This is a genomic window from Halomonas sp. 113 (assembly GCF_904067645.1).
Lineage (GTDB): Bacteria > Pseudomonadota > Gammaproteobacteria > Pseudomonadales > Halomonadaceae > Vreelandella > Vreelandella titanicae.
Genome location: NZ_LR881453.1, coordinates 4,582,270 through 4,604,628 on the forward strand (window position 1 = coordinate 4,582,270; position 22,359 = coordinate 4,604,628).

Sequence of the window (22,359 nt, forward strand, 5' to 3'; positions counted from 1 at the left end):
CGCGGGAGAGGGCCTCTCTTTTGGGTCACCCATCCGCGTTCATTTTTTCCAGCAGATGCATTAAAGCAACCCGCTCTGCCGGGTTGAGATTTTTCATGGTCTGATCGCTAATTTGCTTGGCATTGGGCACCATGCCCTCGACTAATGTCTCACCGGGCTCGGTGATCACGACCATGACTTTGCGTTGATCATTGGGGTCGGTGGTTAGTGCGATCCACCCCCGTGCTTTAAGACGTTTAATGACGCCACGAATAGTGGCTGGATCAATCGCCGTGGCGTTGACGATATCGGTTAACGAGCTGGGGCCGCGCTCCATCACCGTGCACAGCGTTACAAACTGGATGGCCGTGAGCTGTTTATCGCTGCTGTAGCGCTGAAAAATAGCCGTATGCCGCTGGTAGGCTTTACGCAGTAAATGCCCTACTTGCTCAGAAAAATCATACCCTTGCTCTGAAGGTGTAGAGTGCTCGCTGGAAGACGAGTGTTTGAACGCACTATCCGTTGTCATTCCATATCCTTAATCTATTGGCGACGTCGTGTATCGAGTATGGCACTGGTTCACAAAATGATGCATCAACGTATGAAATACTCCTTGCGCTGGATCAATTCATCATGCTTTTATGGCGTACACGCTATAATTTTACCTTAGTTATTGCTCTTTCATCACCTAAAATTCATCCGCACTGATCATCTTAAATGCGAGCGTGGGAGGCAGACATGGCTGATAAATCAGACTATACAAGAGAGTCACTGCTGTATGGGTCTGATGTCCTGGTGATCTATCGCGACCCGGTTACGCCCCCTAAACCCGCGCCCGGACAGCCAGGTACACACTCAAACTTCACCCCACATGAGCCTGAGATATTTATTGCCGTACTGAGCGATAGTCATATCGTGGCTTTCAACGGCCACGTAGACCTGGGCACTGGCATACGCACGGCGCTCGCTCAAATTGTCGCAGAAGAGCTTAGCGTCGCGTTCGACAGCGTTACCATGGTACTGGGCAACTCCGTTGAAGCCCCCAACCAAGGCCCCACCATTGCCAGTGCGTCGATTCAGATCACTGCCGAGCCTTTACGTCGAGCTGCGGCACAGGCGCGGGAGTACCTATTAACCCTGGCAGCACAGCACTTTGACACTGAACGCTCGCTACTTAGCTGCCAGAACGGCGCCATTACGCCAAGTGATAATAACCGCTCATCCGTTAGCTTTGGGGAGTTACTGCGGGGCACCCGTCATGCATTAAAGCTTGCCGATGAGGTGCCGCTTAAACCGGTCAGCCATTATACCCTGGTCGGCCAATCGACCTCCCGCGTGGATATACCCGCCAAGGCCACCGGGCAATTGACCTTTATCCACGACCTACGTCTGCCCAACATGCTGCATGGGCGAGTGATTCGCCCGCCTTATGTAGGCCATGATAGCGGCGACTTTATTGGCAACAGTTTAATCGCGGTAGATAAAAGCTCTGTGGCGCATTTGCCAGGTGTGGTAAGCGTGGTGGTGGTCGGTGACTTTGTTGGCGTGGTGGCCGAGCGTGAAGAGCAGGCTGCTGCCGCAGCCAAACAGCTAAAGATCCAGTGGCGCCCAATCGAAGGCTTGCCTCAGTTGGACAACATAGAGCAAGCACTGCTTGACCTGCCTAGCAAGCAGCGCATACTCCTCGAAGAGGGTGATCTCGATAACGCTCTGGCTGCCGCACAGCATCCGCTCAATCGTCACTATGTGTGGCCATTCCAGCTGCATGGCTCCATCGGCCCTTCGTGCTCTGTCGCCGATGCCAACGAAGATGGCCTTCACGTATGGTCGGGCACCCAAAATCCACACAGCCTGCGCGCCGACCTCGCCCGCCTTACCGGTTTGGACGAAGGCGTTATCACCATTACCCGCATGGAAACATCAGGCTGCTATGGCCGCAACTGCGCCGACGACGTTGGCGCGGATGCAGTGCTGCTGTCTCAGGCGGTGGGTCGACCTGTTCGTGTACAACTAACCCGTGAGCAGGAGCACACCTGGGAGCCTAAAGGGGCTGCTCAGTATATGGCCATTCAGGGCGGCTTAAACGCAGATGGCAGCCCAGCAGGCTATCGCTTTAATACGCGCTACCCCTCTAACAGTGCGCCCACCCTGGCACTACTGCTGACCGGTGCTGCCTCACCGATTGATATCCCCTTTGAAATGGGGGATCGAACGTCGGTGCCGCCCTACCGCTATCCTCATCGCCAAATAGTGTGCGACGACGTCCCGACCCTGATGCGCGCCTCCTGGCTGCGTGGTGTCTCGGCGCTGCCCAGCACCTTCGCCCACGAAAGCTATATTGATGAACTCGCCTACTTGGCGGGTGAAGATCCTGTCGCCTACCGGTTACGCTACTTAGCAGATAACCGCGCCTGCGAGCTTGTCGAAGCGCTAGCCGAACGTGCGAACTGGAAGCCCTGCACCGCTAACGCCAATCCGAGTAGCGATGGCGAGTGGCGCTACGGCCGAGGCTTCGCTTACGCCCAGTACGTACATAGTAAATTTCCCGGCTTTGGCGCCGCGCTCGCCGCCTGGGTGATTGAGCTAAAAGTCAATGTGAAGAGTGGGCGGGTTGTCGTCGAGAACTTATATGTAGGCCAGGATGCAGGCTTGATGGTGAACCCCGCCGGCGTTCGCCATCAGGTGCATGGCAATGTGATCCAGATGCTCAGCCGCACTTTAAAGGAGCGGGTAACCTTTGAGGATGGTTTACCGACCAGCAGAGAGTGGGGCGGCTACCCTATTCTGCGTTTCTCGGAGCTGCCTCCCATCGACGTCATGCTGCTTGATCGCCCTGAACTGCCCCCACTCGGTGTTGGGGAGTCCGCCTCACTGCCCGGCGCTCCCGCGATTGCCAACGCGCTTTTTGATGCCACGGGGGTACGCTTTACCCATCCCCCTTTTACCCCTGATACCATTCGCGATGCACTGAAAGCCGCCCTTCGACTCCCCATGGAGGCGGCGATTTAATGCACCATCTTGATCTACAGGTTATCGAACGTGCGTTGAAATGGGCCAACCAGGGGCTGACCGTTTGGCTATGCACAGTTCTGAAAACTTTTGGCTCGGCCCCCCGGGAGCCGGGTGCCATGCTGGTCGCATGTTCGACAGGCGACTATCTGGGGTCACTGTCAGGTGGCTGTGTCGAAGAAGACTTTATCGCAAGGCTTCAAAAGGGTGAGTTTAACGAACCGGTTCAACGGGTGCGCTATGGCGGTGACGCTGGTTCAGCGGATATTCGTTTACCCTGCGGTGGTCGCCTTGAAGTGTTGGTTGAACGGCTAGCGCCCAACACCGAAAACCTCACTCACCTAGAAGTGATGCATGCCACGCTACTGGGTCGCCAACCGCTAACCCGCTGTATCACACTGGATGGCAGCGGCAAGCGCTTTAACCCATCGAATAACACCGAGCCCACCGTTACTTTCGATACAGATAGCGTCAATATTCGCATAGGCCCTGCGCTACGACTGATTATCGCGGGGATCTCTTCAGTCTCTGCGCCCTGTGCGCTGTTTGCCCAAACGCTTGGCTTTGAAGTGATTGTCTGCGATCCCAGAGACGAAGCTAGGCAAAACTTTGCTGTCGCCGGAGTGGAAGTGCAGGCGGTACTGCCCTCGGTGTTTATTGCCTCGGGCGGTTGCCATGCCAATACTGCCGTTGTGGCCTTGACCCATGACCCGCGTATCGATGATTTAGCGATGATCGAAGCCGTCCGAACGGACGCCTTTTACATTGGCGTTATGGGCTCTCAGCAGACATCACAGCAGCGCGCCGAACGACTGCTACGTTCTGGCGGCCTGACGGAAAGCCAAGTAGCAAGAATTGCCATGCCCATTGGGCTTAATCTGGGCAGCAAAACACCGGCTGAAATTGCGCTAGCCGTGATGGCCGATATTGCTCGCCTCTCTCGCGGAAAAGAACGCCATGCCTTGTAGCGATATCATAGCCATTGTGATGGCGGCAGGCCAATCAAGCCGCTTTGGCAGCGATAAAAGAGTCGCCAAGTTAGGCAATGGGGAAACGCTGCTTAGCTCCACTTTACGAACTATTCAGAAAACTTTTTCTAATAACCGTGTTGTTATCAAACCCGAAGATAACGCCCAGTCACTCGGCCTTACACCAACTAATCAAATTATTGTTAGTCAGCGCAGTCATTTAGGGCTTGGTTACAGTATTAGCGATGCTTTTAGACAACTCTGCAGCGATGAAAGCTTGCATCATTATCATGCTGCTGCAGTATGGCTAGCCGACCTCCCGTGGGTAAGCGAAGAAACATGCAATGTATTAACAAAAATGGCCACTCCAGAGAGTATCGTACAGCCGCTACACCAAGGAAACCCAGGGCATCCTGTTGTTTTTGGAAGAGAATTCTGGCACGAATTGGCACTTTTAGAAAACGACAGAGGTGCAAGTCCTGTCATCAAAAAGCATAGCAAACGTGTTATTCATGTCTTTCTCAACGACCCAGGCGTGTGCACTGATGTCGACTACCCCGATGATTTAACAAAATCACTAAAAAATACAAGAAGCGCGCAAGCGCCATACAAAAATACAACAAAAGTTACATTAAAAGCCAAAACAGACTTTTAGTTTAACATTACTATGTAAGCCAAAAAGATATTAAAAAACTCAAATATTTAAGCAAGTGCAGGATCGGCCGTTAATGATTAGCGGTAGTAAGAATAACACCCAGGGAACCATTAAACAGTCAAAGCATGGCACTCATCAACATCCTCGTGCTTTGCTTCTGGCCAACATATCGAGGCAACAAATGAAAAAAATTTCTCGTCTTTCACTGACGCAGAAACTGCTGGTCGCTGTCGCTATACCTCTCTTAGTGGTAGCCGTTATTTTAGGCTTTGTCGTCAATCAACAGCTTAATCAGGCCATTCCAGCGTTAATTGATAATGCCGGTAAGCGGCAGGTAGAAGCGCGGGCAGATGAAATCAGCCGCTGGATTACCGGGTACCGTAATTGGATCTCCGTACTTGCTCAGGATGAGCGTTTGGTGGAAGACGTGCCGCTTGCGTCTCACCGCGCTTGGCTCGAAAAGCGCTATCCGCCGGGGGGCACCATCGAGTCTCTGTTCTTTGCTGACGCATCCGGAGCGACCCTAACTCACGCAGGCGTCAACTTGGAGATAGCAGAACGTCCTTATTTCAAATCCTTAGTGACTGACGGCACCCAGGATAGTCTGCTCAGCGATCCGGTTATCTCCATGGTGAGTGGCCTGCCAACGGCTATTGTCGCTGATACTGTATTCGATGAACGTGGCAATCGAGCGGGACTGCTGGGTATGACTGTCTCCATGGCCGCCGTATCTGATATTACCTCCGATATTAATGTTGGCGATGGCAGCTACGGCTGGTTAATCGACAGCCAAGGGCAAGTCATTGCTCACCCGGTTGAAGAGTATCGCATGTCGCTCAATTACACCGATGCCGACCAGCAGGGCTACCAAGGGCTGGATGCATTGAGTCAGCAAATACTCAGCGGCACAGCGGGCTCCGGTGAAATAACCATGCCCAGCGGTGAGCAGACCGTGCTTATGTGGAGCCCAGTGGAAGGCACTTCCTGGGTGGTCGGGGTCACCGTGCCCATCACCGCCTTTACGACCGTGACTAACAGCCTGCTGCAGTCGCTGCTGCTGGCGGGTGGACTGCTCTTGGCATTGCTGTTGGTGGTGGTTGCCTATGCGGCGCGGCGTTCACTTGCCCCCATCAAGCATACCGCCAGTGCCATGGCGGATATTGCCAAAGGAAAAGGTGATTTAACGCGCCGTTTAGAAGCCAAAACCCAGGATGAAATCGGCGATCTCGCCCACGGCTTTAACGCCTTTGTGGAGCGTATGCAGTCTACCCTTCATGAAGTGCGCCAAAACGCCCGCACGGTACTATCCGATGCCAGCGATATGGCGGATGGCACTCAGGAGCTTTCGTCACGTACCGAACAAGCGGCGGCTAATCTTCAGGAAACGTCCGCCTCAATGGAGCAAATTCACTCAACGGTAACGCATACTTCCCAAGCCTCCGAGCAGGCGAATAGCCTCGCGTTAGAAGCAGCCAATGCCTCAGAGCGAGGCACCGATTCGATGAATCAAATGGAAGCCAAGATGGCCGCGATTAGTGATTCGGCCAATAAAATAAGCGACATCATTGGCTTGATTGACTCGATCGCGTTTCAAACCAATATATTGGCACTCAACGCATCGGTGGAGGCTGCCCGCGCCGGCGAACAGGGCCGTGGTTTTGCTGTTGTAGCGAGCGAAGTCCGCACACTCGCCAGTCGCTCGGCATCTGCGGCACATGATATTCGTGCACTGATTGATATGTCCGTGAGTCATTCAAAAGAAGGCGGTGATATTGTCAAGGCGGCGGCTGATCGCATGAAGGAGATTCGGCACAGCGTTACTCAAGTGTCGGATGTGATCGCCGAGATTGCTGCCGGCGCCCGGGAACAAACCACTGGCATCCAACAGGTCAATACCGCAGTGGCAGAGATGGATATGATGACCCAGCAGAATGCTGCCATGGTCAGCCAGAGCGCCACGCTTGCCACCAATATGCGCGATAATGCGCAACGGCTGGATCAACTGATGAGCGAGTTTGTGCTCAGTGAAGGCGGCGCTGAGAACTCTGCGCTACCCTATACGGCAGCACATAAAGCGCGGACAGGCACTGCACTACCTCAAGCACCTAGCCGCCCTCCCCAGGCCACTCAGCAAAAGCATGAAGTGGCAGAATGGGAAGAGTTCTAATTTCTCATCATTAATAAGGCTAAAAGGCACCCGCTTGGGTGCCTTTTAGTGAGCGCCTAATAAAAAAGCCTGCATCCTAAGATGCAGGCTTACTTACACAAGAACTAAAGTGCCTAGTACTTAGTGTGAGCGCTTAAGCGACGTCAAAGCGATCCGCGTTCATCACTTTCGTCCAGGCGGCGACGAAGTCTTTGACAAACTTCTCGTCGTTATCATCCTGGGCGTAGACTTCCGCGTAAGAGCGCAGCAGCGAGTTAGATCCGAACACCAGGTCAACACGGGAAGCGGTCCACTTAACAGCGTCGGTTTGACGATCGCGGATCTCATAGGCATTTTTGCCCACCGGCTTCCAAGTGTTGCCCATGTCGGTCAGGTTGACGAAGAAGTCGTTGGTCAGTTGGCCTTCACGGTCGGTGAACACGCCATGCTTGGTGCCACCATAGTTGGTGCCGAGTACACGCATACCGCCAAGTAGCACGACCATTTCCGGCCCTGTCAGTCCCATCAGTTGAGCGCGATCCAGCAACAGCTCTTCCGGCTTCACTACATAGTCTTTCTTCTGCCAATTACGGAAACCGTCAGCCAGCGGCTCTAGCGGCTCAAACGATTCGCCGTCGGTCATCTCGGCAGAAGCATCGCCACGCCCTTTCAGGAAAGGTACGCGAACGTCGTAGCCTGCGGCTTTGGCGGCTTTCTCAATGGCGAAACTACCGGCCAGAACGATCACGTCGGCAAGGCTTGCGCCGGTGTCGGCAGAAATCTTCTCGTACACTGCTAATACGCTGGCGAGACGCGCAGGCTCGTTGCCTTCCCAGTCTTTCTGAGGCGCTAAACGAATGCGGGCACCATTGGCGCCGCCACGCATGTCAGAGCCGCGGTAAGTGCGAGCACTGTCCCAGGCGGTGCTGACCATGTCACTGATGCTCAGGCCGGCCTCGGCGATTTTCTGCTTAACCACTTCTTCGCTGTAGTCAGTGCTACCAGCCGGAATAGGATCCTGCCAGATCAAGTCTTCAGCGGGCACTTCCGGGCCGATGTAGCGCGATTTCGGGCCTAGGTCACGGTGGGTCAGTTTGAACCATGCTTTAGCGAACGTTTGCTTGAAGTACTCCGGATCCGCCATGAATTTTTCACAAATGGCGCGGTAGGTCGGATCCATTTTCATGGCCATATCCGCATCGGTCATGATCGGATTGTGGCGAATAGAGGGGTCGCTGGCATCAACCGGCTTGTCCTCTTCCTTAATGTTCACCGGTTCCCACTGGTGAGCGCCTGCTGGGCTCTTACGCAGCTCCCACTCGTAGCCGAACAACAGATCGAAGTAGCCCATATCGAACTGCGTTGGGTTGGTTGTCCAGGCGCCTTCAATGCCAGACGTTACGGCATTACTCGCTTTGCCACCCATGGTTGGGTTGCCCCAGCCCAACCCCTGATTTTCAACGTCCGATGCTTCGGGCTCAGCACTCAGTGCTGCCGCGTCGCCGTTACCGTGGCACTTACCCACGGTGTGACCACCGGCAGTCAGGGCTGCGGTCTCTTCGTCGTTCATCGCCATACGAGCGAAGGTTTCGCGTATCTGCTGGCCGGTCTTCAGCGGGTCGGGTACACCATTAACACCTTCAGGGTTAACGTAAATAAGGCCCATCTGCACGGCGGCCAGCGGGTTTTCCATGGTTTCCGGCTTTTCTACGTCCGCATAGCGCTCGTCGGAAGGTGCCAGCCACTCTTTCTCATCGCCCCAGTAGATATCTTTTTCCGGGTGCCAGATATCCTCGCGACCAAACGAGAAGCCGTAGGCAGGCAGTCCCATTGATTCGTAGGCAACAGTACCGGCTAGAATCATCAGGTCGGCCCAGCTGATCTTGTTGCCATACTTTTTCTTGATCGGCCACAGCAGACGGCGCGCTTTATCAAGACTAACGTTATCCGGCCAGGAGTTGAGTGGTGCAAAACGCTGGCTACCGGTACCGCCGCCACCGCGGCCATCTGCCAGGCGATAAGTACCCGCAGAGTGCCACGCCATACGGATCATTAGACCGCCGTAGTGGCCCCAATCGGCAGGCCACCAGGATTGGCTGTCTGTCATCAGCGTGTGAACGTCTTGCTTCAGCGCGTCAAAATCGAGCTTTCTGACCTCTTCCCGATAGTCAAAATCAGCATCCATCGGGTTCGTTTTGCGGTCATGCTGGTGCAAGATATCCAGGTTAATTCCTTCCGGCCACCAGTCTTTGTTAGACGTGCCCGTGGAGGTATTACCACCATGCATTACAGGACATTTACCACTCATAGCTCTCTCCCTCTAACTTCATTGTGTCTTAACGGCTTGTGTCTTGGTTGCGTTCGTCTTGGGTATGTTGAAAAGAGCGGCTACCAAGTCGACTGACGGTGAGCCCCCTAACGCTTACGATAGTGCTATCGCTCTGCCTGCTGTGCAGGGGAAGGGCGCTTCACTCACTTGGTACTGTTTTAAAGCAGATCCCTCATAGGCACAATTTGCTTTTTGTGACCGATCTAATAGCTTTTATACATCGGCAGTCTGCTGGCGCTACAGTGGTTAAAATTCTTCGGTGTCGATATCTGCCTGCTGGGCCTCGTTGTAGCGGGCGCCTGCCACTTGGTCTGGCATCATCATGGCATTCAACTGAGACAAGCTGGTGACATCCAGGTGCAGCGTTTCCGCGGCTAAATTTTCGCGCATGTGGTCAGCGGAGCGAGTGCCGGGAATGGGGATAATATCGTCGCCTTTGGCTTTCAGCCACGCCAGTGCCAGCTGCCCCGGCGTGACGCTTAAGGCCTGCGCCAGCGACGCAAGGCGTTCAAATAGTTTTAGATTATGCGGGTAGTTGTCGGCGCTGAAGCGCGGCATGTGACGGCGTATATCGCCCTCCTCTAGGCGCGCTGGATCCTGAATGGCACCGGTTAAGAAGCCTCTTCCCAACGGGCTAAACGCCACCAGGGCAGTTCCCACTTCGCGGCACGCATCGATCAGGGCGATTTCCGGGTTGCGCGTCCACAGCGAGTATTCCGACTGCACCGCGGCAATGGGATATTCGGTGACCGCACGGCGCAGCGTTAGCGCAGAAATTTCAGATAACCCCACACCACCAATCTTGCCTTCTTCCACCAGGCGCCCCAGCGCACCCACGCTCTCTTCAATGGGGACTTGGCGATCCATGCGGTGCAGGTAGTAGAGATCTAAATGGTCGGTACGCAGGCGCTCAAGGCTTGCTTCGCACTGCTTGCGCAGGGTTTCCGGGCGGCCATCAATCACCCGCTTGCCTGACTCAGGGTCCATCGCCATGCCGCATTTACTGGCCAGAAAGAGTTGGTGCCGCTTGCCCTCCAGGGCGCGCCCGACCACTTTCTCATTGGCCGTGGCGCCATACAGCGTGGCGGTATCGAAGTGGCGATAGCCCATATCAAAGGCCTCATCCAACGCCCGTAGGGCTGCGCTTTCCGGCACAATGCTGCCGTAACCGTGGGAGAGGTTCATACAGCCCAGACCAATCGAAGGGGCATTTACGGCATTAAGGCGCTGACAGAAGCTCGACATCGGTATTCCCATCATTAAAAGAATCGTTTTATAACGTTTCACCGCCAAACTGCAACGCGGCTAAATGACGATAGAGCGCGCTGGTGGTGAGCAATTCCGCGTGAGTGCCCGCCGCTACCAGTTTCCCACCATCAAGCACCAGCAAGCGGTCAGCGGCGATGACAGTCGCCAACCGGTGGGCGATCACGATGCTGGTGCGCCCCACCATCAGTCGATCCAGCGCCTGCTGCACCAGCCGCTCACTCTCCGCATCCAAGGCGCTGGTGGCTTCATCCAACAGCAGTACCGCAGGATTTTTGAGCAGCGCCCGAGCAATAGCGAGCCGCTGACGCTGTCCACCGGAGAGCTGCACCCCACCGGGCCCCAGGGGCGTATCAAAGCCTTGTGGCAGCGCATCGATAAAGTCGAGGGCGCTGGCATCCTGAGCGGCAAGGCGCAATCTATCGATATCAGCCTCGGGGTCTCCGTAGCGAAGATTCTCGGCCACCGAGCCGCTAAACAGCACCGGCTCCTGCGCCACTAACCCCATGGCACTGCGTAAGGCGGCAAGATCTAGCGTACGGACATCCCTATCATCCAAGGTAATGCGCCCCTGGCTGGGGTCATAAAAGCGTAGCAGCAGCGCCAACAGCGTGCTTTTACCTGCCCCGGAAGGCCCCACCACCGCTACTCGTTCTCCCGGCTTGATATGTAGATCAAACCCGTTCAGCGCTGGGGTTTCCCGACCAGGGTAGGTAAAGGTGACGTTCTCCAGGGTAATCTCACCACGCGAAGGGCTTGGCAGGCTCTGCGGATTTACCGGCGACTGGATAGCGGGCTGGGTATCGAGCAGCTCCAATAAGCGCTCGGCAGCGCCTGCCGCACGCTGTACATCCCCTGCCACCTCGGCCAGGGTGGCAATGGCCCCTGCTGCCAGCACGGCGTAAAAGATAAACGCCGATAGCTCGCCCGCACTCATGGTTCCGTTTAGCACTGCCTGACCGCCCTGCCAGAGCATTAAGCCAACCGCCGTAAACACCACCAGCATGGCGACACCGGTTAACCAGGCGCGCTGCTGAGTGCGCTCTACGGCGCTGCCAAAGGCCTGTTCAACCCGCTGGCCATAGTGGCTTTTATCCACCGCCTCGTGGGTAAATGCCTGGAGCGTTTTAATACCGCTCAGCGCCTCCTCAGCATAGCGACCTAGTTCGGCCACGCGATCCTGACTGGTGCGCGAAAGCCGCCGCACCCGGCGGCCGTACCACACGATGGGCAGCAGAGTGGCGGGGATGCCAATCAGCACCATTGCCGAGAGCCACGGTTGAGTGACCAGCATTAGCACCACGGCGCCCACCAGCATGACCAGATTACGCAGCGCCAGCGATACCGAGGAGCCAAACAGGCTCTGCAGTACGCTGGTGTCCGCCGTCAGCCGTGAGGCAATTTCCCCCGCGGCGCGGCCGTCGCTTGCGCTCTCGAAAAAGCTGGGTTCTAAAGTGAGTAAATGATCAAACACTCGCTGGCGAAGGTCGGCGGCCAAGCGCTCGCCAATCCAGGTCACTTGGTAGTAGCGCAGTGCGGAGGCAAACGCCAGCACGGCCACTACCACCAGCATCAGGGCCAGTGTTTGCGCTAGCGCCTGCGCATCCGCGTCCAGAAAACCGCGGTCGATGATTAAGCGCAGCCCATTCCCCAGCAGTAGCACGCTTCCCGATGCCATGAGTAGCGCTAGGCCAGCCAGAGCCAGCCGCGTGCGGTAGGGGCGCAGTAGACCCAACAAACGCAGCAGCACTCGGGGATTGGGGCGTTGATTCATAGTAGCGATTGCTCAATACATAAGGGGGTATTCGACCATAGCAGGAGTAGCAGTACCCTGCACAGAATCTAGTCGGCCCAGCCGTCGAGCGGAAGTATCGGGACCTCAGACAACAGATAGCACGTTAAAGATTGTACGACGAGCCTAAAGTGAAGCCCTCAAGCGCTCGGCGGTCATCGCCTAGATGCCCGCCCACCAGTCATAGCCCCTATCCTCCCAATATCCTCCCTTGCCGCCGTGGAGCTGTTTGAAGCTTTCCACCAGTTCGACGCGCATCACGTACTTGGCCTGCTTGTAACCCAACTGACGCTCGGCGCGCAGACGGATCGGCGCCCCATTGGCCACCGGTAGCGGTTCGCCGTTGAGATCGTAGGCAAGCAGCGTCTGCGGATGATACGCCTCGATCATGTCGAGGCTCTCGTAATACAGATCCGACCCACCGTAGGTGTGATCTGCACAGTGAAAAACCACGAAGCGCGCGGTATCTGCCGGACGCACCCGATCAAGCAGATCCGCCAGAGGAACGCCGGTCCACTGCCCGATACAGCTCCAACCCTCGACGCAATCGTGACGAGTGATCTGGGTTCGTGAAGCCATCTCCCGAAGCGCCGGCAACGACAGCGTCATCGGCTCTTCGACCAGCCCGTCGATGGTCAGACGCCAGTCGGCGAATCCATTCTCGACCCAGGCACGATAGTAATCCTCCTGCGGGTTGGTGGTGCCATTGGGACGAAACACCGGCGCGATCTGACTCTCGTCGAACTCCTTGGCGAGTGCCTGGCGCGAGGCGATCAGACGCTGGGCCTTGTAAGAGAGTTGCTCGACGTTGCTCAGCGCCGCGCGCACAGGCGCGCTTTCCGACAGTCGATCGCAGCCGGTGAGGAAGGTGCCAGCCCCCAACGCGCACAGGCCACCCAGTAGCCGCCGTCGAGCGCGGTCAGGCGCTGGTGATGTCGAGTGTCTGGTGTTCGAGTCAGTCATGCCTCGGCTCCGATCCGTCATGCGCTTCTACCTGGATACGGTAGCGACCGCTTACCATCGAGCGCAGGTTGTTGAAAACGCCGGATACCAGCACCAGCGCGATGTGCACGACGAAAAAGCCAATGAGAGCCGTTGCACAGAGAAAATGAAAGGTGCGAGCACTCTGTCGTCCGCCGAAAAGTTCGGTGAGCCACGGCCAGGCAGCGTTGACACTGGGTGCCATAGTCAGCCCCGACAGAATCATTACTGGCAGCAACCCGAACAGCACCAGAAGATAGGTCAGCTTCTGGATACCGTTGTAGTCAGCTTCGTGATGAAAACGCAGCCGCGCATGATCAAGTAGTGTCCGCGGAATGTTCTTCAACTGCACCCACGTTGGAAACAGCGCCCGTCGTCGTTGGGGCACCAGCAGGATATAGAGCAGATACGCGACAACCAGCGGCACGAAGATCCACGCAGCCAGAAAATGCCAGTTGCGCCCCATCGTCAGCCACTTGTCCCCCGGCAGCGTCGCCCAGCGGGGGAAGGCCCGTTCGCGTAGTTGGCCGTTGTCATCGGAGAGCCCCAGTACACCGGTGGTGTCGAACGCCTGCCCCGCGATGCGAACCACGCCCATGCGCTCGCCGTCCTCAGCGGTGCGCGCATGGATCGCGATGAAAGGGTTGGCGAAATCGGATTGCTCCCCCCAATAGAGCGCGGGGTGTGCATTGAATATCTGCAAACCGCTCATCAGCAACACGATCAGGCAGACGAGATTCGTCCAATGCCACAGACGAGTCGCTAACGTATGTCGTTTGATCACTCGTGTGGCCGGCGCACCGGGCACATTACCGGTCGAGTCACTATCGATCGTAGCTTTGACAGACTCAGACATGATATTGACCTCGAAACGAAAGCGTCCGGCAAACCAGACAGCGCCTAGCTGCCGGACCGCAACTTTTAGTTGGCATGCTCCATGGAGTCGCTGCTCATTTCGTCATGGCTCATGCTATCGTCGTGGCTCATGCCATCGTCGTGGCTCATACCATCGTCGTGGCTCATGCCATCGTCGTGGCTCATGCCATCGTCGTGGCTCATGCCATCGTCGTGGCTCATGCCATCGTCGTGGCTCATGCCGTCGTCGTGGCTCATGCCATCGTCGTGGCTCATGCCATCATCGTGGCTCATGCCGTCCTGACTCATCGAGTCCTGGGACATATTGTCGGTCTGGGCACTGGCGAGCGTGGTGAAGGCAAGGCCGCCACTCAGCAGTACAGCACTCAAGGCGAGTAGATATTTGGGTGTCGTGCGGGTCATGATGCTCTCCTGATTTATCTAGGCAAACCGTGTCCGGTCCGACACGGCTTGCCCAAGATAAACAGGAAATTCAGCTCAATCATCACGGAATCATAACGTTCGGTGATAACGTTTCCGTGATGATTGACGAGGTACATTGGGCTAGGATTCACAGCTCACTTAGAGGAGAACCGATATGTCGTGCCCGATACTTTGCGTCGAGGACGATCCCGATATCGGTCGGCTATTAACGAGCATTCTCGTACAGGCGGGCCATCAGCCGACCTGGGTTTCGACCGGGGAAGAAGCCTTGCATCGATGGCGGAATGCCTCGCTCGTCGTTCTTGATCTGATGTTACCGGGCATCGACGGTCTCGCCGTGTGTCGAGACATTCGCACTCACGACGCCACCATTCCGATCATCATGCTGACGGCGCTCGCCGGCACGCGGGACGTGGTCGTCGGTCTGGAAATCGGTGCCGACGACTACATCACCAAGCCATTCGACACCGACATCCTATTGGCGAGAATCCAAGCGCTTCTGCGTCGTCGAAAGGCGATGGAGGAGCGTACGTCGTCGACGCTTATGAAGATAAAAGCGCTGGAGATCGACATCGACGGTTACAGCGTCAAATTCGACGGAAACATGATTCAACTCACGACCCGGGAGTTCGCCCTACTGGTGTTCTTTGCCCGCCACCCTGGTAAGGGATTTTCCCGCAGCGAGTTGCTCGATGCCGTATGGGGCCCGGAATTCGACGGCTTTGATCACACCGTCAATACACACATCAATCGGTTGCGCAGCAAGATAGAGCCAGACCCGGCGCGGCCCGAGTACATTCTCACCGTATGGGGCACCGGTTACCGGTTCACCGACGCCGCCGTCGCCCCGGCATCAGCCTCCGACGAGAACGCCCCATGAGCCTCGGCCAATCGTTGCGCAGAACCTACCGCAGCCTGTTCGCGCGCATCGTGTTCGTCTATCTGGTGAGCATGATCGCACTCTCCACCACGACCACGCTGGTGGCAGTCGATCAGTTCAACCAGTTGGGACGCGAATGGCTGCAACGCAATGAGATCGACATGGCCCATCACCTGACCCGCGTACTGCAGGATTCGCTCGACGACGGCGTCGACGCCCCCTCGACTCGAGCGGCCGTAGAGCAGGTCATGACCATCAATCCGGCGCTTTCGCTCTACGCGCTCGACACTGACGGCACGGTGGTTGGCGCTTACGGCCCCGACCGCTGTGGACTCGGCCGGCGAATCGACCGGGGTGCTATCGACGAACTGCTTTCCGACATGCCCATGCTGCCGGTCTACGCAGACATGCCCTGCCGGGGCGACGAGGGCGTTTTTTCGGTTGCCCCGATCACCTACGGCCCGCAGCAGCAATCGGGCTATCTGATGGTGCAACTGGAGGCCAACACAGACGTCTCGATGGCCAACATCTGGCAGACGAGCAGCATCTCGCGCACGCTGCTCATCGCAGGCTGCGTGGCGTTGGCATTGACGCTGGCGGTGGGTCTCGCCCTCTTCGCTTTTCTGACGCGCCGCTTTTCCCGGCTGACCCGCACCGTCCAACACTTTGCCGAGGGCGATTACCGGCAGCGCAGTCCCGAGTCGATCGACGACGAAATCGGCCGGCTCGGGCGTGCCTTCAACGACATGGCGGCCACCATCGAAGCCCAGGTCGAGGCGCTGCACGATACCGACCGCCAGCGTCGGGAACTCATCGCCAACCTGTCCCACGAATTCCGCACGCCGATGACCTCCCTGTTAGGCTATGCCAAGCAGTTGGATCGCAGGCCTCTCGACGATGAAACACGCAGCGGTCTGGACGCCATTCGCGCCAACGTGGAACGACTGGCCCAGTTGGCCGACCAGCTCTCTCAGATGTCTCGCGCCAATATCGCTGGCCGACCGCTATGCCCAAGCACGTTCTCCTTCGCCGAATTGGCCAACGACATTCTAGGTAAATTTCACCCTCGCGCGCTGGAGAAAGGCATCGAGCTTCGTGTGGAGAACCAGGCGGCGATAGCCGAGGTCTCCGCCGACATCGAACTGATCGATCACGCGCTGACCAATATGGTCGACAATGCCATCACCGCCACCAACACCGGCGGCACGGTCTCGATCCGGATTCTCGAGTTCGACGATACCCGACTCAAGATCGGAGTCAGAGATACCGGTGTCGGCATCCCCGAAAAAGAAATCCCCCTTATCTCACAGCGCTTCTATCGCACCACGATTGGACGTGAGCGGGGTGAAGGCACCGGGCTGGGACTCGCTATCGTCTCCGAAGTGCTGAAGCGCCACGAGTCCCAACTCGTCATCGAGAGCAAGCCGGGAAAAGGCACCTGTATCTGGTTCACGCTGCCGAAGACGATACTCGATGAGAGAGCAATCCGCCCTCGCCGCCTGGGCTGACGAGTTGGCATTCGACTCGCCCGCTATGCGGTTAATACGCTGGAGGAAACGCGACATGGACGCCGAACTGATCGGCATCGATCCATGGGCAGTCGCGCAACTAAAAAGCCCGCGATTGCTCGCGGGCTCAGTACTTAATGGCTCTTAGTAACCTAGCGTCTAGCTAAGTTGCATGGGTAGCTAAAAGTTGCAAAGGCCTAATCAATCAACGGCAGCAGTGTATTCAGGCTATCCCGGGCATCGCCATAAAACATCCGCGTGTTCTCTTTGAAGAACAGCGGGTTTTCGATACCGGAGTAGCCGGTGCCCTGGCCGCGTTTACTGACAAACACCTGCTTGGCTTCCCATACCTTCAATACCGGCATACCAGCGATGGGGCTATTGGGGTCTTCCTCGGCCGCAGGGTTCACAATGTCGTTGGAGCCAATCACGATCACCACGTCGGTGGTGGCGAAATCGTCGTTGATTTCATCCATTTCCAACACGATATCGTAAGGCACCTTGGCTTCTGCCAGCAGTACGTTCATATGCCCTGGCAAGCGACCCGCGACCGGGTGGATACCGAAGCGCACGGTCTTGCCCGCTGCACGCAGCTTACGCACTAGGTCGCTCACTGCGCTTTGCGCCTGGGCCACTGCCATGCCGTAGCCCGGCACGATAATCACGCTATCGGCATCGTTCAGGGCGCTAGCTACACCACCAGCGTCAATCGCCACCTGCTCGCCTTCGATCTCCGCCGCTGGCCCAGTGCTTCCGCCAAAGCCGCCTAGGATCACATTGACGAAGTTGCGGTTCATCGCCTTACACATAATGTAAGAAAGAATCGCACCGGAGGAGCCCACCAGCGCACCGGTGACAATCAGCAGGTCGTTGGAGAGCGTAAAGCCGACCGCCGCCGCCGCCCAGCCGGAGTAGCTGTTAAGCATTGAGACCACCACCGGCATATCGGCCCCGCCAATACCCATAATCAGATGATAGCCAATAAAGAACGCCAGCGCTGCGAGCACTAGCAGCGTCCAGAAGCCTGCGCCGTTGAGGTACAAAATCGCCAATAGCAGTGATAGCACGGCCGCCCCGGCGTTGAGCAAATGGCCGCCAGGCAGTTGGCGTGGTTTACCGTCGACTTTACCTGCCAGCTTGCCAAACGCTATTACCGAGCCGGTGAAGGTCACCGCGCCGATAAAGATGGCGAAAACCACCTCAATTTGCAGAAAGGTGAGTTCGTCTGGGGCCTTGGTGGCCACCAGCGCGGCAAAAGCGGAAAACTCCTGTGCGGCACCATCCACTGCCTGCGCCGCCATGACCCGGCGGCGCTCTAAGTCCGCACTCCAGGCCACAAACACCGCGGCTAAACCGACAAAGCTGTGCAGCGCCGCCACTAGCTGGGGCATTTCGGTCATCTCGACCTTGCCCGCTACGTACACGCCGATGCCTGCCCCAATCACCATCATCGGAATCAGCCACCAGTAGCCGCCAATACCCGGGCCTAAAGCGGTAAAGAACACCGCCACCGCCATGCCCACAATGCCGTACCACACGGCTCGTTTGGCTTTTTCTTGGTTACTCAGGCCGCCCAGCGACAGAATAAACAGCACACTCGCCGCGATTGCCGCGGCAGATACGAATCCTTGTCCTAACATATCGTCTCTCCGCCGCTTAAGATTTTTGGAACATGGCCAGCATCCGGCGTGTCACCAGGAAGCCACCCACAATATTGATTGACGCGATCAGCACCGAAATCGCCGCTAATATGCCCACGATCACGCTACTCGTGCCAATCTGCAAAATAGCACCGAGAATAATGATGCCCGAGATCGCGTTAGTCACCGCCATTAAAGGCGTATGCAGCGAATGACTCACGTTCCAAATCACCTGGAAGCCGATAAAGCAGGCCAGCACAAAGACAATAAAGTGCTGCATAAATGAGGTCGGCGCCACCTGGCCAAGCAGCAGCATGAGCGCACCGCCGACAGCCAGCAATCCGATTTGACGCTTGGTTTGCGCCTTGAACGCCGCATGTTCGGCGGCTTTTTTCTCTTCCGGCGTGGGCTCTTTTTCTTTCTTCTTCGGCTTGGCCGCGCCAATCGCTTTCACCTTGGGCGGCGGCGGTGGGAAGGTGACCTCACCCTGGTGCGTCACGGTGGCGCCACGAATCACGTCATCTTCCATATTATGATTGATCACGCCGTCTTTCTCTGGCGTCAGATCGGTCAACATATGGCGGATATTGGTGGCGTAGAGAAGCGATGATTGCGTTGCCATGCGCGAGGGGAAGTCGGTGTAGCCGATCACCACCACGCCATTATCCGACACCACCCGCTCGTCTGGCTTAGTGAGATCGCAATTGCCGCCTTTCTCAGCCGCTAAGTCGATCACCACCGAGCCCGGCTTCATGGCCTCGACCATATCTTCCAACCACAGCTTAGGTGCGGGCTTGCCGGGAATCAGCGCGGTGGTAATCACGATGTCCACATCGGCCGCCTGCTCGCGGAAACACTCAAGCTGCTTTTCGCGGAACTCCGGGCTTGAGGGCGAGGCGTAGCCACCGCTTTCGGAACCGTCCTGGCTATCTTCGAAATCGAGGAACAGAAACTCCGCGCCCATGGATTCGATTTGTTCAGAGACCTCGGGGCGTACGTCAAAGGCGCGCACTACGGCGCCCAGGCTGGTGGCCGTGCCGATCGCCGCCAATCCCGCCACGCCAGCGCCAATGACCAACACCTTGGCCGGGGGCACTTTACCTGCCGCCGTTACCTGGCCAGTGAAGAAGCGGCCAAAGTTGTTGCCCGCCTCTATCACCGCCCGGTAGCCGGCGATATTGGCCATGGAGGAGAGCGCGTCCATTTTCTGCGCCCGTGAAATACGCGGCACCATATCCATAGCAATAACGGTGGCGCCCTGGGACTTGCACTTCTCGAGCAGCGCTTCGTTTTGCGCTGGCCAGAAGAAGGCAATCAAGGTTTGGCCTTCCCGCAGCCGCTCGGCCTCTTCATCAGAGGGCTCTCGGACTTTAATGACCACCTCAGCGTCGTTCCAGAGCGCATCAGCCCCGTCCACGACGGTAACGCCTGCATCACGATAAGTGTCGTCATTAAAGCCCGCTGCCAAGCCAGCGCCGGTTTCTACCAAGCACTCGTGGCCCAGTTTTTGGATCTGCTTCGCGCTCTCAGGGGTCAGCGCGACGCGCGCTTCCCCCCGGGCACTCTCTTTCGGTGCGCCTATTTTCACTCGCTTTCTCCTTTGTTTTTTTCTGCTGTTACCTTCCTACAGTTACCTTACTACAGCGCCGCCACACAGCAGGTAAGCACTGCCCATTTTCGACCTTCGTCATAAACGCCTGTTAGCAGTCTAGGATCTAACGGGGCGGCTGCCAGATACTATTCAACCTTTGATTCAACTGGGTTGTTTAACTACAACATGGGCTGGTTGAGGCTTCAAGCCCCACCGAAAAGAGCGAGAAAACTACTTCCAAAGTACCGCAGGCAGTTGTCTTTACCTGTGCTTAACTGAAGAAGCGGGTATGGCAATAACGCTGAACCGCTGATAGTACCTGCATCAACACAGGTAGTAACACTTGTAACGACAGTTGCAATACCACTCACGACAACATACTTAACAACGCAGGAGAGTTCCTTATGTGGACGAAACCGACCTATCAAGATATGCGCCTTGGCTTTGAAGTAACGCTCTATATCTCTACCCGCTAAGTCGTGCCCCCTGTCTATATCAGCTCGCTCATACTAGGCAGGGGCTTTCACCGCAACACCAACTTAAGAGGCCAGCCTATGCAGGTGATAGTTCTTGGGGCTGCCGCAGGGGGCGGTTTTCCTCAGTGGAATTGCAACTGCCCGAACTGCTTCCACGCTCGCCAAGGCAGCGGCGACCATCAATCACGCACTCAGTCATCCATTGCGTTAAGCGTTGATGGCAAACAGTGGCTGCTATGCAACGCCTCCCCTGACATTCGCGCCCAGCTCAACGCCAACCCGGAATTATGGCCAAACGAACTGCGTGGCAGCGGTATTCGTGGCGTGCTGCTGGTGGATGCCCAGATCGACCACGTCACCGGGCTACTTTCCCTAAGAGAGGGCTGTCCGCTGGATGTATGGTGCACGCCCAATGTACATGACGATTTATCTACTGGGTTTCCACTGTTCCCAATGTTGGAGCACTGGGGCGGGCTGCGCTGGCAGCCGGTTAGCTTGAAAGAGCATCAGGAGGTTGTCGAGTTTTCGATTTCCTTCCTGCCGGATATCGCACTTACCGCCTTTGCGCTACACAGCAATGCCCCGCCCTACTCACCACGGCGCGGAGCTACTTCCTGTGGCGATAATTTAGGGCTGTATATGGTCGACCGCCGCAGCGGTAAGTCGCTGTGCTACGCCCCAGGACTTGGCAACCCCACGCCACTGGCCATGCGCTTCTTACACGCTGCCGATGTGGTGATGGTGGACGGCACCCTGTGGGAAGACGACGAAATGCAGGCACTAGGCGTTGGCACCTCAACAGGCCAACAGATGGGACACCTCGCGCTCAATGGCAGCGGCGGCATGTATGAGCTACTTAAAGAACTACCCTGCAGTACGCGGCGCATTTTAATTCATATCAACAACACCAACCCGATTTTAGACCGCACCAGCGAGGCGGCACAAACACTTCAAGACGCAGGCATCGAAACGGCTTACGACGGTATGAAACTTACGCTATAGCCCTATCGCCAATATTAGGAGATTGATCATGGCGCTAACCGCGATAACACCCTGCGCTGCTGCCACCCCGCTCAATCGGGAGGCGTTCCGTGAAGCGCTGATGAGTAAAGGGCAGTACTACCATCTTAACCACCCCTTTCAGCAGGCGATGGCCAACGGAGAACTTAGCCGAGAACAGTTGCAGGGCTGGGTGGCTAACCGCTTTTACTACCAACTGATGATTCCCCAAAAAGACGCCGCGCTACTGGCCAACTGCCCGGATGCAGCCACCCGCAGGCGATGGGTACAGCGTCTGTTAGACCACGACGGCCACGCTGATGATGAAGGTGGGATTGAAGCCTGGCTGGCCCTCGGTGAAGCCGTGGGATTACACCGCCATACGCTGCTTTCCCAGGAGCGCGTGTTACCCGGTGTGCGCTTTGCGGTGGATGCCTACCGCCACTTTGTAGCCCAAGCCCCCTGGCAGGAGGCCGCGATCTCATCGCTTACCGAGCTGTTTGCTCCGCTAGCCCACCAAAACCGCCTGGACACCTGGCCCCAGCACTACCCGTGGATTAACGAGCAGGGCTATCGCTACTTTCGTAAGCGCCTCAGCGAAGCCCGCCGGGACGTTGAGCACGGGCTGGAAATCGCCTTAAGCGTGTGTACAACGGTGGCGCTGCAGCAGCGTGCGCTGGACATCCTGCAATTCAAGCTCGATGTGCTGTGGAGCATGTTGGATGCGATGACCATGGCCTATCAGTTAGACCGCCCGCCTTACCACACCGTCACCCGTGAAGCGGTATATCACCGTGGGCTTGAGCACTCACTTTACTCGACCTTGATTGACTAGCGCCGG

General features: G+C 56.8%; 18 protein-coding genes. 9 read left to right on the forward strand and 9 right to left on the reverse strand.

The annotated features are described in order from the left end of the window. Nucleotides 1–25 precede the first annotated feature (25 nt). A complete protein-coding gene (locus YERSI8AC_RS21440) occupies nt 26–508 on the reverse strand; it encodes a MarR family winged helix-turn-helix transcriptional regulator (protein ID WP_159177542.1) in 483 nt (160 codons plus the stop codon). Nucleotides 509–717: 209 nt separating this feature from the next. Between YERSI8AC_RS21440 and YERSI8AC_RS21445 the strand changes: the two genes are divergently transcribed. From YERSI8AC_RS21445 to htc1, 4 genes are all read left to right on the forward strand, one after another. Next, entirely contained in the window at nt 718–2,988 is a 2,271-nt protein-coding gene (locus YERSI8AC_RS21445) for a xanthine dehydrogenase family protein molybdopterin-binding subunit (protein WP_159177543.1), read from the forward strand. After that, entirely contained in the window at nt 2,988–3,956 is a 969-nt protein-coding gene (locus YERSI8AC_RS21450; RefSeq protein ID WP_159177544.1) for an XdhC family protein, read from the forward strand. Before YERSI8AC_RS21445 ends, YERSI8AC_RS21450 begins: the two co-directional genes overlap by 1 nt. After that, the gene (locus tag YERSI8AC_RS21455; RefSeq protein WP_159177545.1) at nt 3,946–4,611 is read left to right on the forward strand and encodes a nucleotidyltransferase family protein; all 666 of its coding nucleotides are present in this window, start codon (nt 3,946–3,948) and stop codon (nt 4,609–4,611) included. Before YERSI8AC_RS21450 ends, YERSI8AC_RS21455 begins: the two co-directional genes overlap by 11 nt. A 181-nt stretch (nt 4,612–4,792) precedes the next feature. Beyond that, nucleotides 4,793–6,778 carry a methyl-accepting chemotaxis protein Htc1 gene (htc1, locus tag YERSI8AC_RS21460; protein WP_159177546.1) on the forward strand — a complete coding sequence of 662 codons (1,986 nt, stop codon included), beginning with the start codon at nt 4,793–4,795 and terminating at the stop codon, nt 6,776–6,778. 133 nt (nt 6,779–6,911) lie between these two features. Here htc1 and katG read toward each other — a convergent pair whose 3' ends face one another. The 6 genes from katG to YERSI8AC_RS21490 all read right to left on the reverse strand — a co-directional run bounded on the left by katG (nt 6,912) and on the right by YERSI8AC_RS21490 (nt 14,403). Continuing rightward, nucleotides 6,912–9,065: a catalase/peroxidase HPI gene (gene katG, locus YERSI8AC_RS21465; RefSeq protein WP_138801172.1), complete on the reverse strand. Its 2,154-nt coding sequence runs from the start codon at nt 9,063–9,065 to the stop codon at nt 6,912–6,914. Between the two features lie 267 nt (nt 9,066–9,332). Then, nucleotides 9,333–10,331: an aldo/keto reductase gene (locus tag YERSI8AC_RS21470; protein ID WP_159177977.1), complete on the reverse strand. Its 999-nt coding sequence runs from the start codon at nt 10,329–10,331 to the stop codon at nt 9,333–9,335. Between the two features lie 28 nt (nt 10,332–10,359). After that, on the reverse strand, nt 10,360–12,126 hold the full coding sequence (locus tag YERSI8AC_RS21475; protein WP_159177547.1) for an ABC transporter transmembrane domain-containing protein: 1,767 nt from the start codon (nt 12,124–12,126) through the stop codon (nt 10,360–10,362). 180 nt (nt 12,127–12,306) lie between these two features. Then, the gene (locus YERSI8AC_RS21480; protein WP_138801174.1) at nt 12,307–13,107 is read right to left on the reverse strand and encodes a molybdopterin-binding protein; all 801 of its coding nucleotides are present in this window, start codon (nt 13,105–13,107) and stop codon (nt 12,307–12,309) included. Then, nucleotides 13,100–13,981, reverse strand: coding sequence for a cytochrome b/b6 domain-containing protein (locus YERSI8AC_RS21485; RefSeq protein ID WP_022521518.1), 882 nt, complete (start codon nt 13,979–13,981; stop codon nt 13,100–13,102). Before YERSI8AC_RS21485 ends, YERSI8AC_RS21480 begins: the two co-directional genes overlap by 8 nt. Before the next feature lie 65 nt (nt 13,982–14,046). Then, entirely contained in the window at nt 14,047–14,403 is a 357-nt protein-coding gene (locus YERSI8AC_RS21490; RefSeq protein ID WP_159177548.1) for a pentapeptide MXKDX repeat protein, read from the reverse strand. Nucleotides 14,404–14,578: 175 nt separating this feature from the next. Between YERSI8AC_RS21490 and YERSI8AC_RS21495 the strand changes: the two genes are divergently transcribed. Then, nucleotides 14,579–15,304 (forward strand): response regulator transcription factor, encoded by a 726-nt coding sequence (locus YERSI8AC_RS21495; protein WP_159177549.1) that lies wholly within the window; start codon nt 14,579–14,581, stop codon nt 15,302–15,304. After that, the gene (locus YERSI8AC_RS21500) at nt 15,301–16,812 is read left to right on the forward strand and encodes a sensor histidine kinase (RefSeq protein WP_159177550.1); all 1,512 of its coding nucleotides are present in this window, start codon (nt 15,301–15,303) and stop codon (nt 16,810–16,812) included. The genes YERSI8AC_RS21495 and YERSI8AC_RS21500 overlap by 4 nt, the downstream gene beginning before the upstream one ends. 197 nt (nt 16,813–17,009) lie before the next feature. Here YERSI8AC_RS21500 and YERSI8AC_RS21505 read toward each other — a convergent pair whose 3' ends face one another. Then, the gene (locus tag YERSI8AC_RS21505; protein WP_027958301.1) at nt 17,010–18,452 is read right to left on the reverse strand and encodes an NAD(P)(+) transhydrogenase (Re/Si-specific) subunit beta; all 1,443 of its coding nucleotides are present in this window, start codon (nt 18,450–18,452) and stop codon (nt 17,010–17,012) included. A 16-nt stretch (nt 18,453–18,468) separates the two neighbouring features. Next, the gene (locus tag YERSI8AC_RS21510) at nt 18,469–20,040 is read right to left on the reverse strand and encodes a Re/Si-specific NAD(P)(+) transhydrogenase subunit alpha (protein WP_022521513.1); all 1,572 of its coding nucleotides are present in this window, start codon (nt 20,038–20,040) and stop codon (nt 18,469–18,471) included. A 407-nt stretch (nt 20,041–20,447) separates the two neighbouring features. On the opposite strand from YERSI8AC_RS21510, the gene pqqA reads away from it, so the two are divergent. From pqqA to pqqC, 3 genes are all read left to right on the forward strand, one after another. Then, nucleotides 20,448–20,519 (forward strand): pyrroloquinoline quinone precursor peptide PqqA, encoded by a 72-nt coding sequence (gene pqqA, locus YERSI8AC_RS21515; RefSeq protein ID WP_009722990.1) that lies wholly within the window; start codon nt 20,448–20,450, stop codon nt 20,517–20,519. A 78-nt stretch (nt 20,520–20,597) separates the two neighbouring features. Then, nucleotides 20,598–21,521 carry a pyrroloquinoline quinone biosynthesis protein PqqB gene (gene pqqB, locus YERSI8AC_RS21520; protein WP_041159014.1) on the forward strand — a complete coding sequence of 308 codons (924 nt, stop codon included), beginning with the start codon at nt 20,598–20,600 and terminating at the stop codon, nt 21,519–21,521. Nucleotides 21,522–21,549: 28 nt separating this feature from the next. Beyond that, on the forward strand, nt 21,550–22,353 hold the full coding sequence (gene pqqC / locus YERSI8AC_RS21525; protein ID WP_041159015.1) for a pyrroloquinoline-quinone synthase PqqC: 804 nt from the start codon (nt 21,550–21,552) through the stop codon (nt 22,351–22,353). Nucleotides 22,354–22,359: the final 6 nt, after the last annotated feature.

Coding starts and splice junctions, on each gene's coding strand:
- YERSI8AC_RS21440 (WP_159177542.1), bottom strand. CDS start 508: ATGACAACGGATAGTGCGTTCAAACACTCGTCTTCCAGCGAGCACTCT.
- YERSI8AC_RS21445 (WP_159177543.1), top strand. CDS start 718: ATGGCTGATAAATCAGACTATACAAGAGAGTCACTGCTGTATGGGTCT.
- YERSI8AC_RS21450 (WP_159177544.1), top strand. CDS start 2,988: ATGCACCATCTTGATCTACAGGTTATCGAACGTGCGTTGAAATGGGCC.
- YERSI8AC_RS21455 (WP_159177545.1), top strand. CDS start 3,946: ATGCCTTGTAGCGATATCATAGCCATTGTGATGGCGGCAGGCCAATCA.
- htc1 (WP_159177546.1), top strand. CDS start 4,793: ATGAAAAAAATTTCTCGTCTTTCACTGACGCAGAAACTGCTGGTCGCT.
- katG (WP_138801172.1), bottom strand. CDS start 9,065: ATGAGTGGTAAATGTCCTGTAATGCATGGTGGTAATACCTCCACGGGC.
- YERSI8AC_RS21470 (WP_159177977.1), bottom strand. CDS start 10,331: ATGTCGAGCTTCTGTCAGCGCCTTAATGCCGTAAATGCCCCTTCGATT.
- YERSI8AC_RS21475 (WP_159177547.1), bottom strand. CDS start 12,126: ATGAATCAACGCCCCAATCCCCGAGTGCTGCTGCGTTTGTTGGGTCTA.
- YERSI8AC_RS21480 (WP_138801174.1), bottom strand. CDS start 13,107: ATGACTGACTCGAACACCAGACACTCGACATCACCAGCGCCTGACCGC.
- YERSI8AC_RS21485 (WP_022521518.1), bottom strand. CDS start 13,981: ATGTCTGAGTCTGTCAAAGCTACGATCGATAGTGACTCGACCGGTAAT.
- YERSI8AC_RS21490 (WP_159177548.1), bottom strand. CDS start 14,403: ATGACCCGCACGACACCCAAATATCTACTCGCCTTGAGTGCTGTACTG.
- YERSI8AC_RS21495 (WP_159177549.1), top strand. CDS start 14,579: ATGTCGTGCCCGATACTTTGCGTCGAGGACGATCCCGATATCGGTCGG.
- YERSI8AC_RS21500 (WP_159177550.1), top strand. CDS start 15,301: ATGAGCCTCGGCCAATCGTTGCGCAGAACCTACCGCAGCCTGTTCGCG.
- YERSI8AC_RS21505 (WP_027958301.1), bottom strand. CDS start 18,452: ATGTTAGGACAAGGATTCGTATCTGCCGCGGCAATCGCGGCGAGTGTG.
- pqqB (WP_041159014.1), top strand. CDS start 20,598: ATGCAGGTGATAGTTCTTGGGGCTGCCGCAGGGGGCGGTTTTCCTCAG.
- pqqC (WP_041159015.1), top strand. CDS start 21,550: ATGGCGCTAACCGCGATAACACCCTGCGCTGCTGCCACCCCGCTCAAT.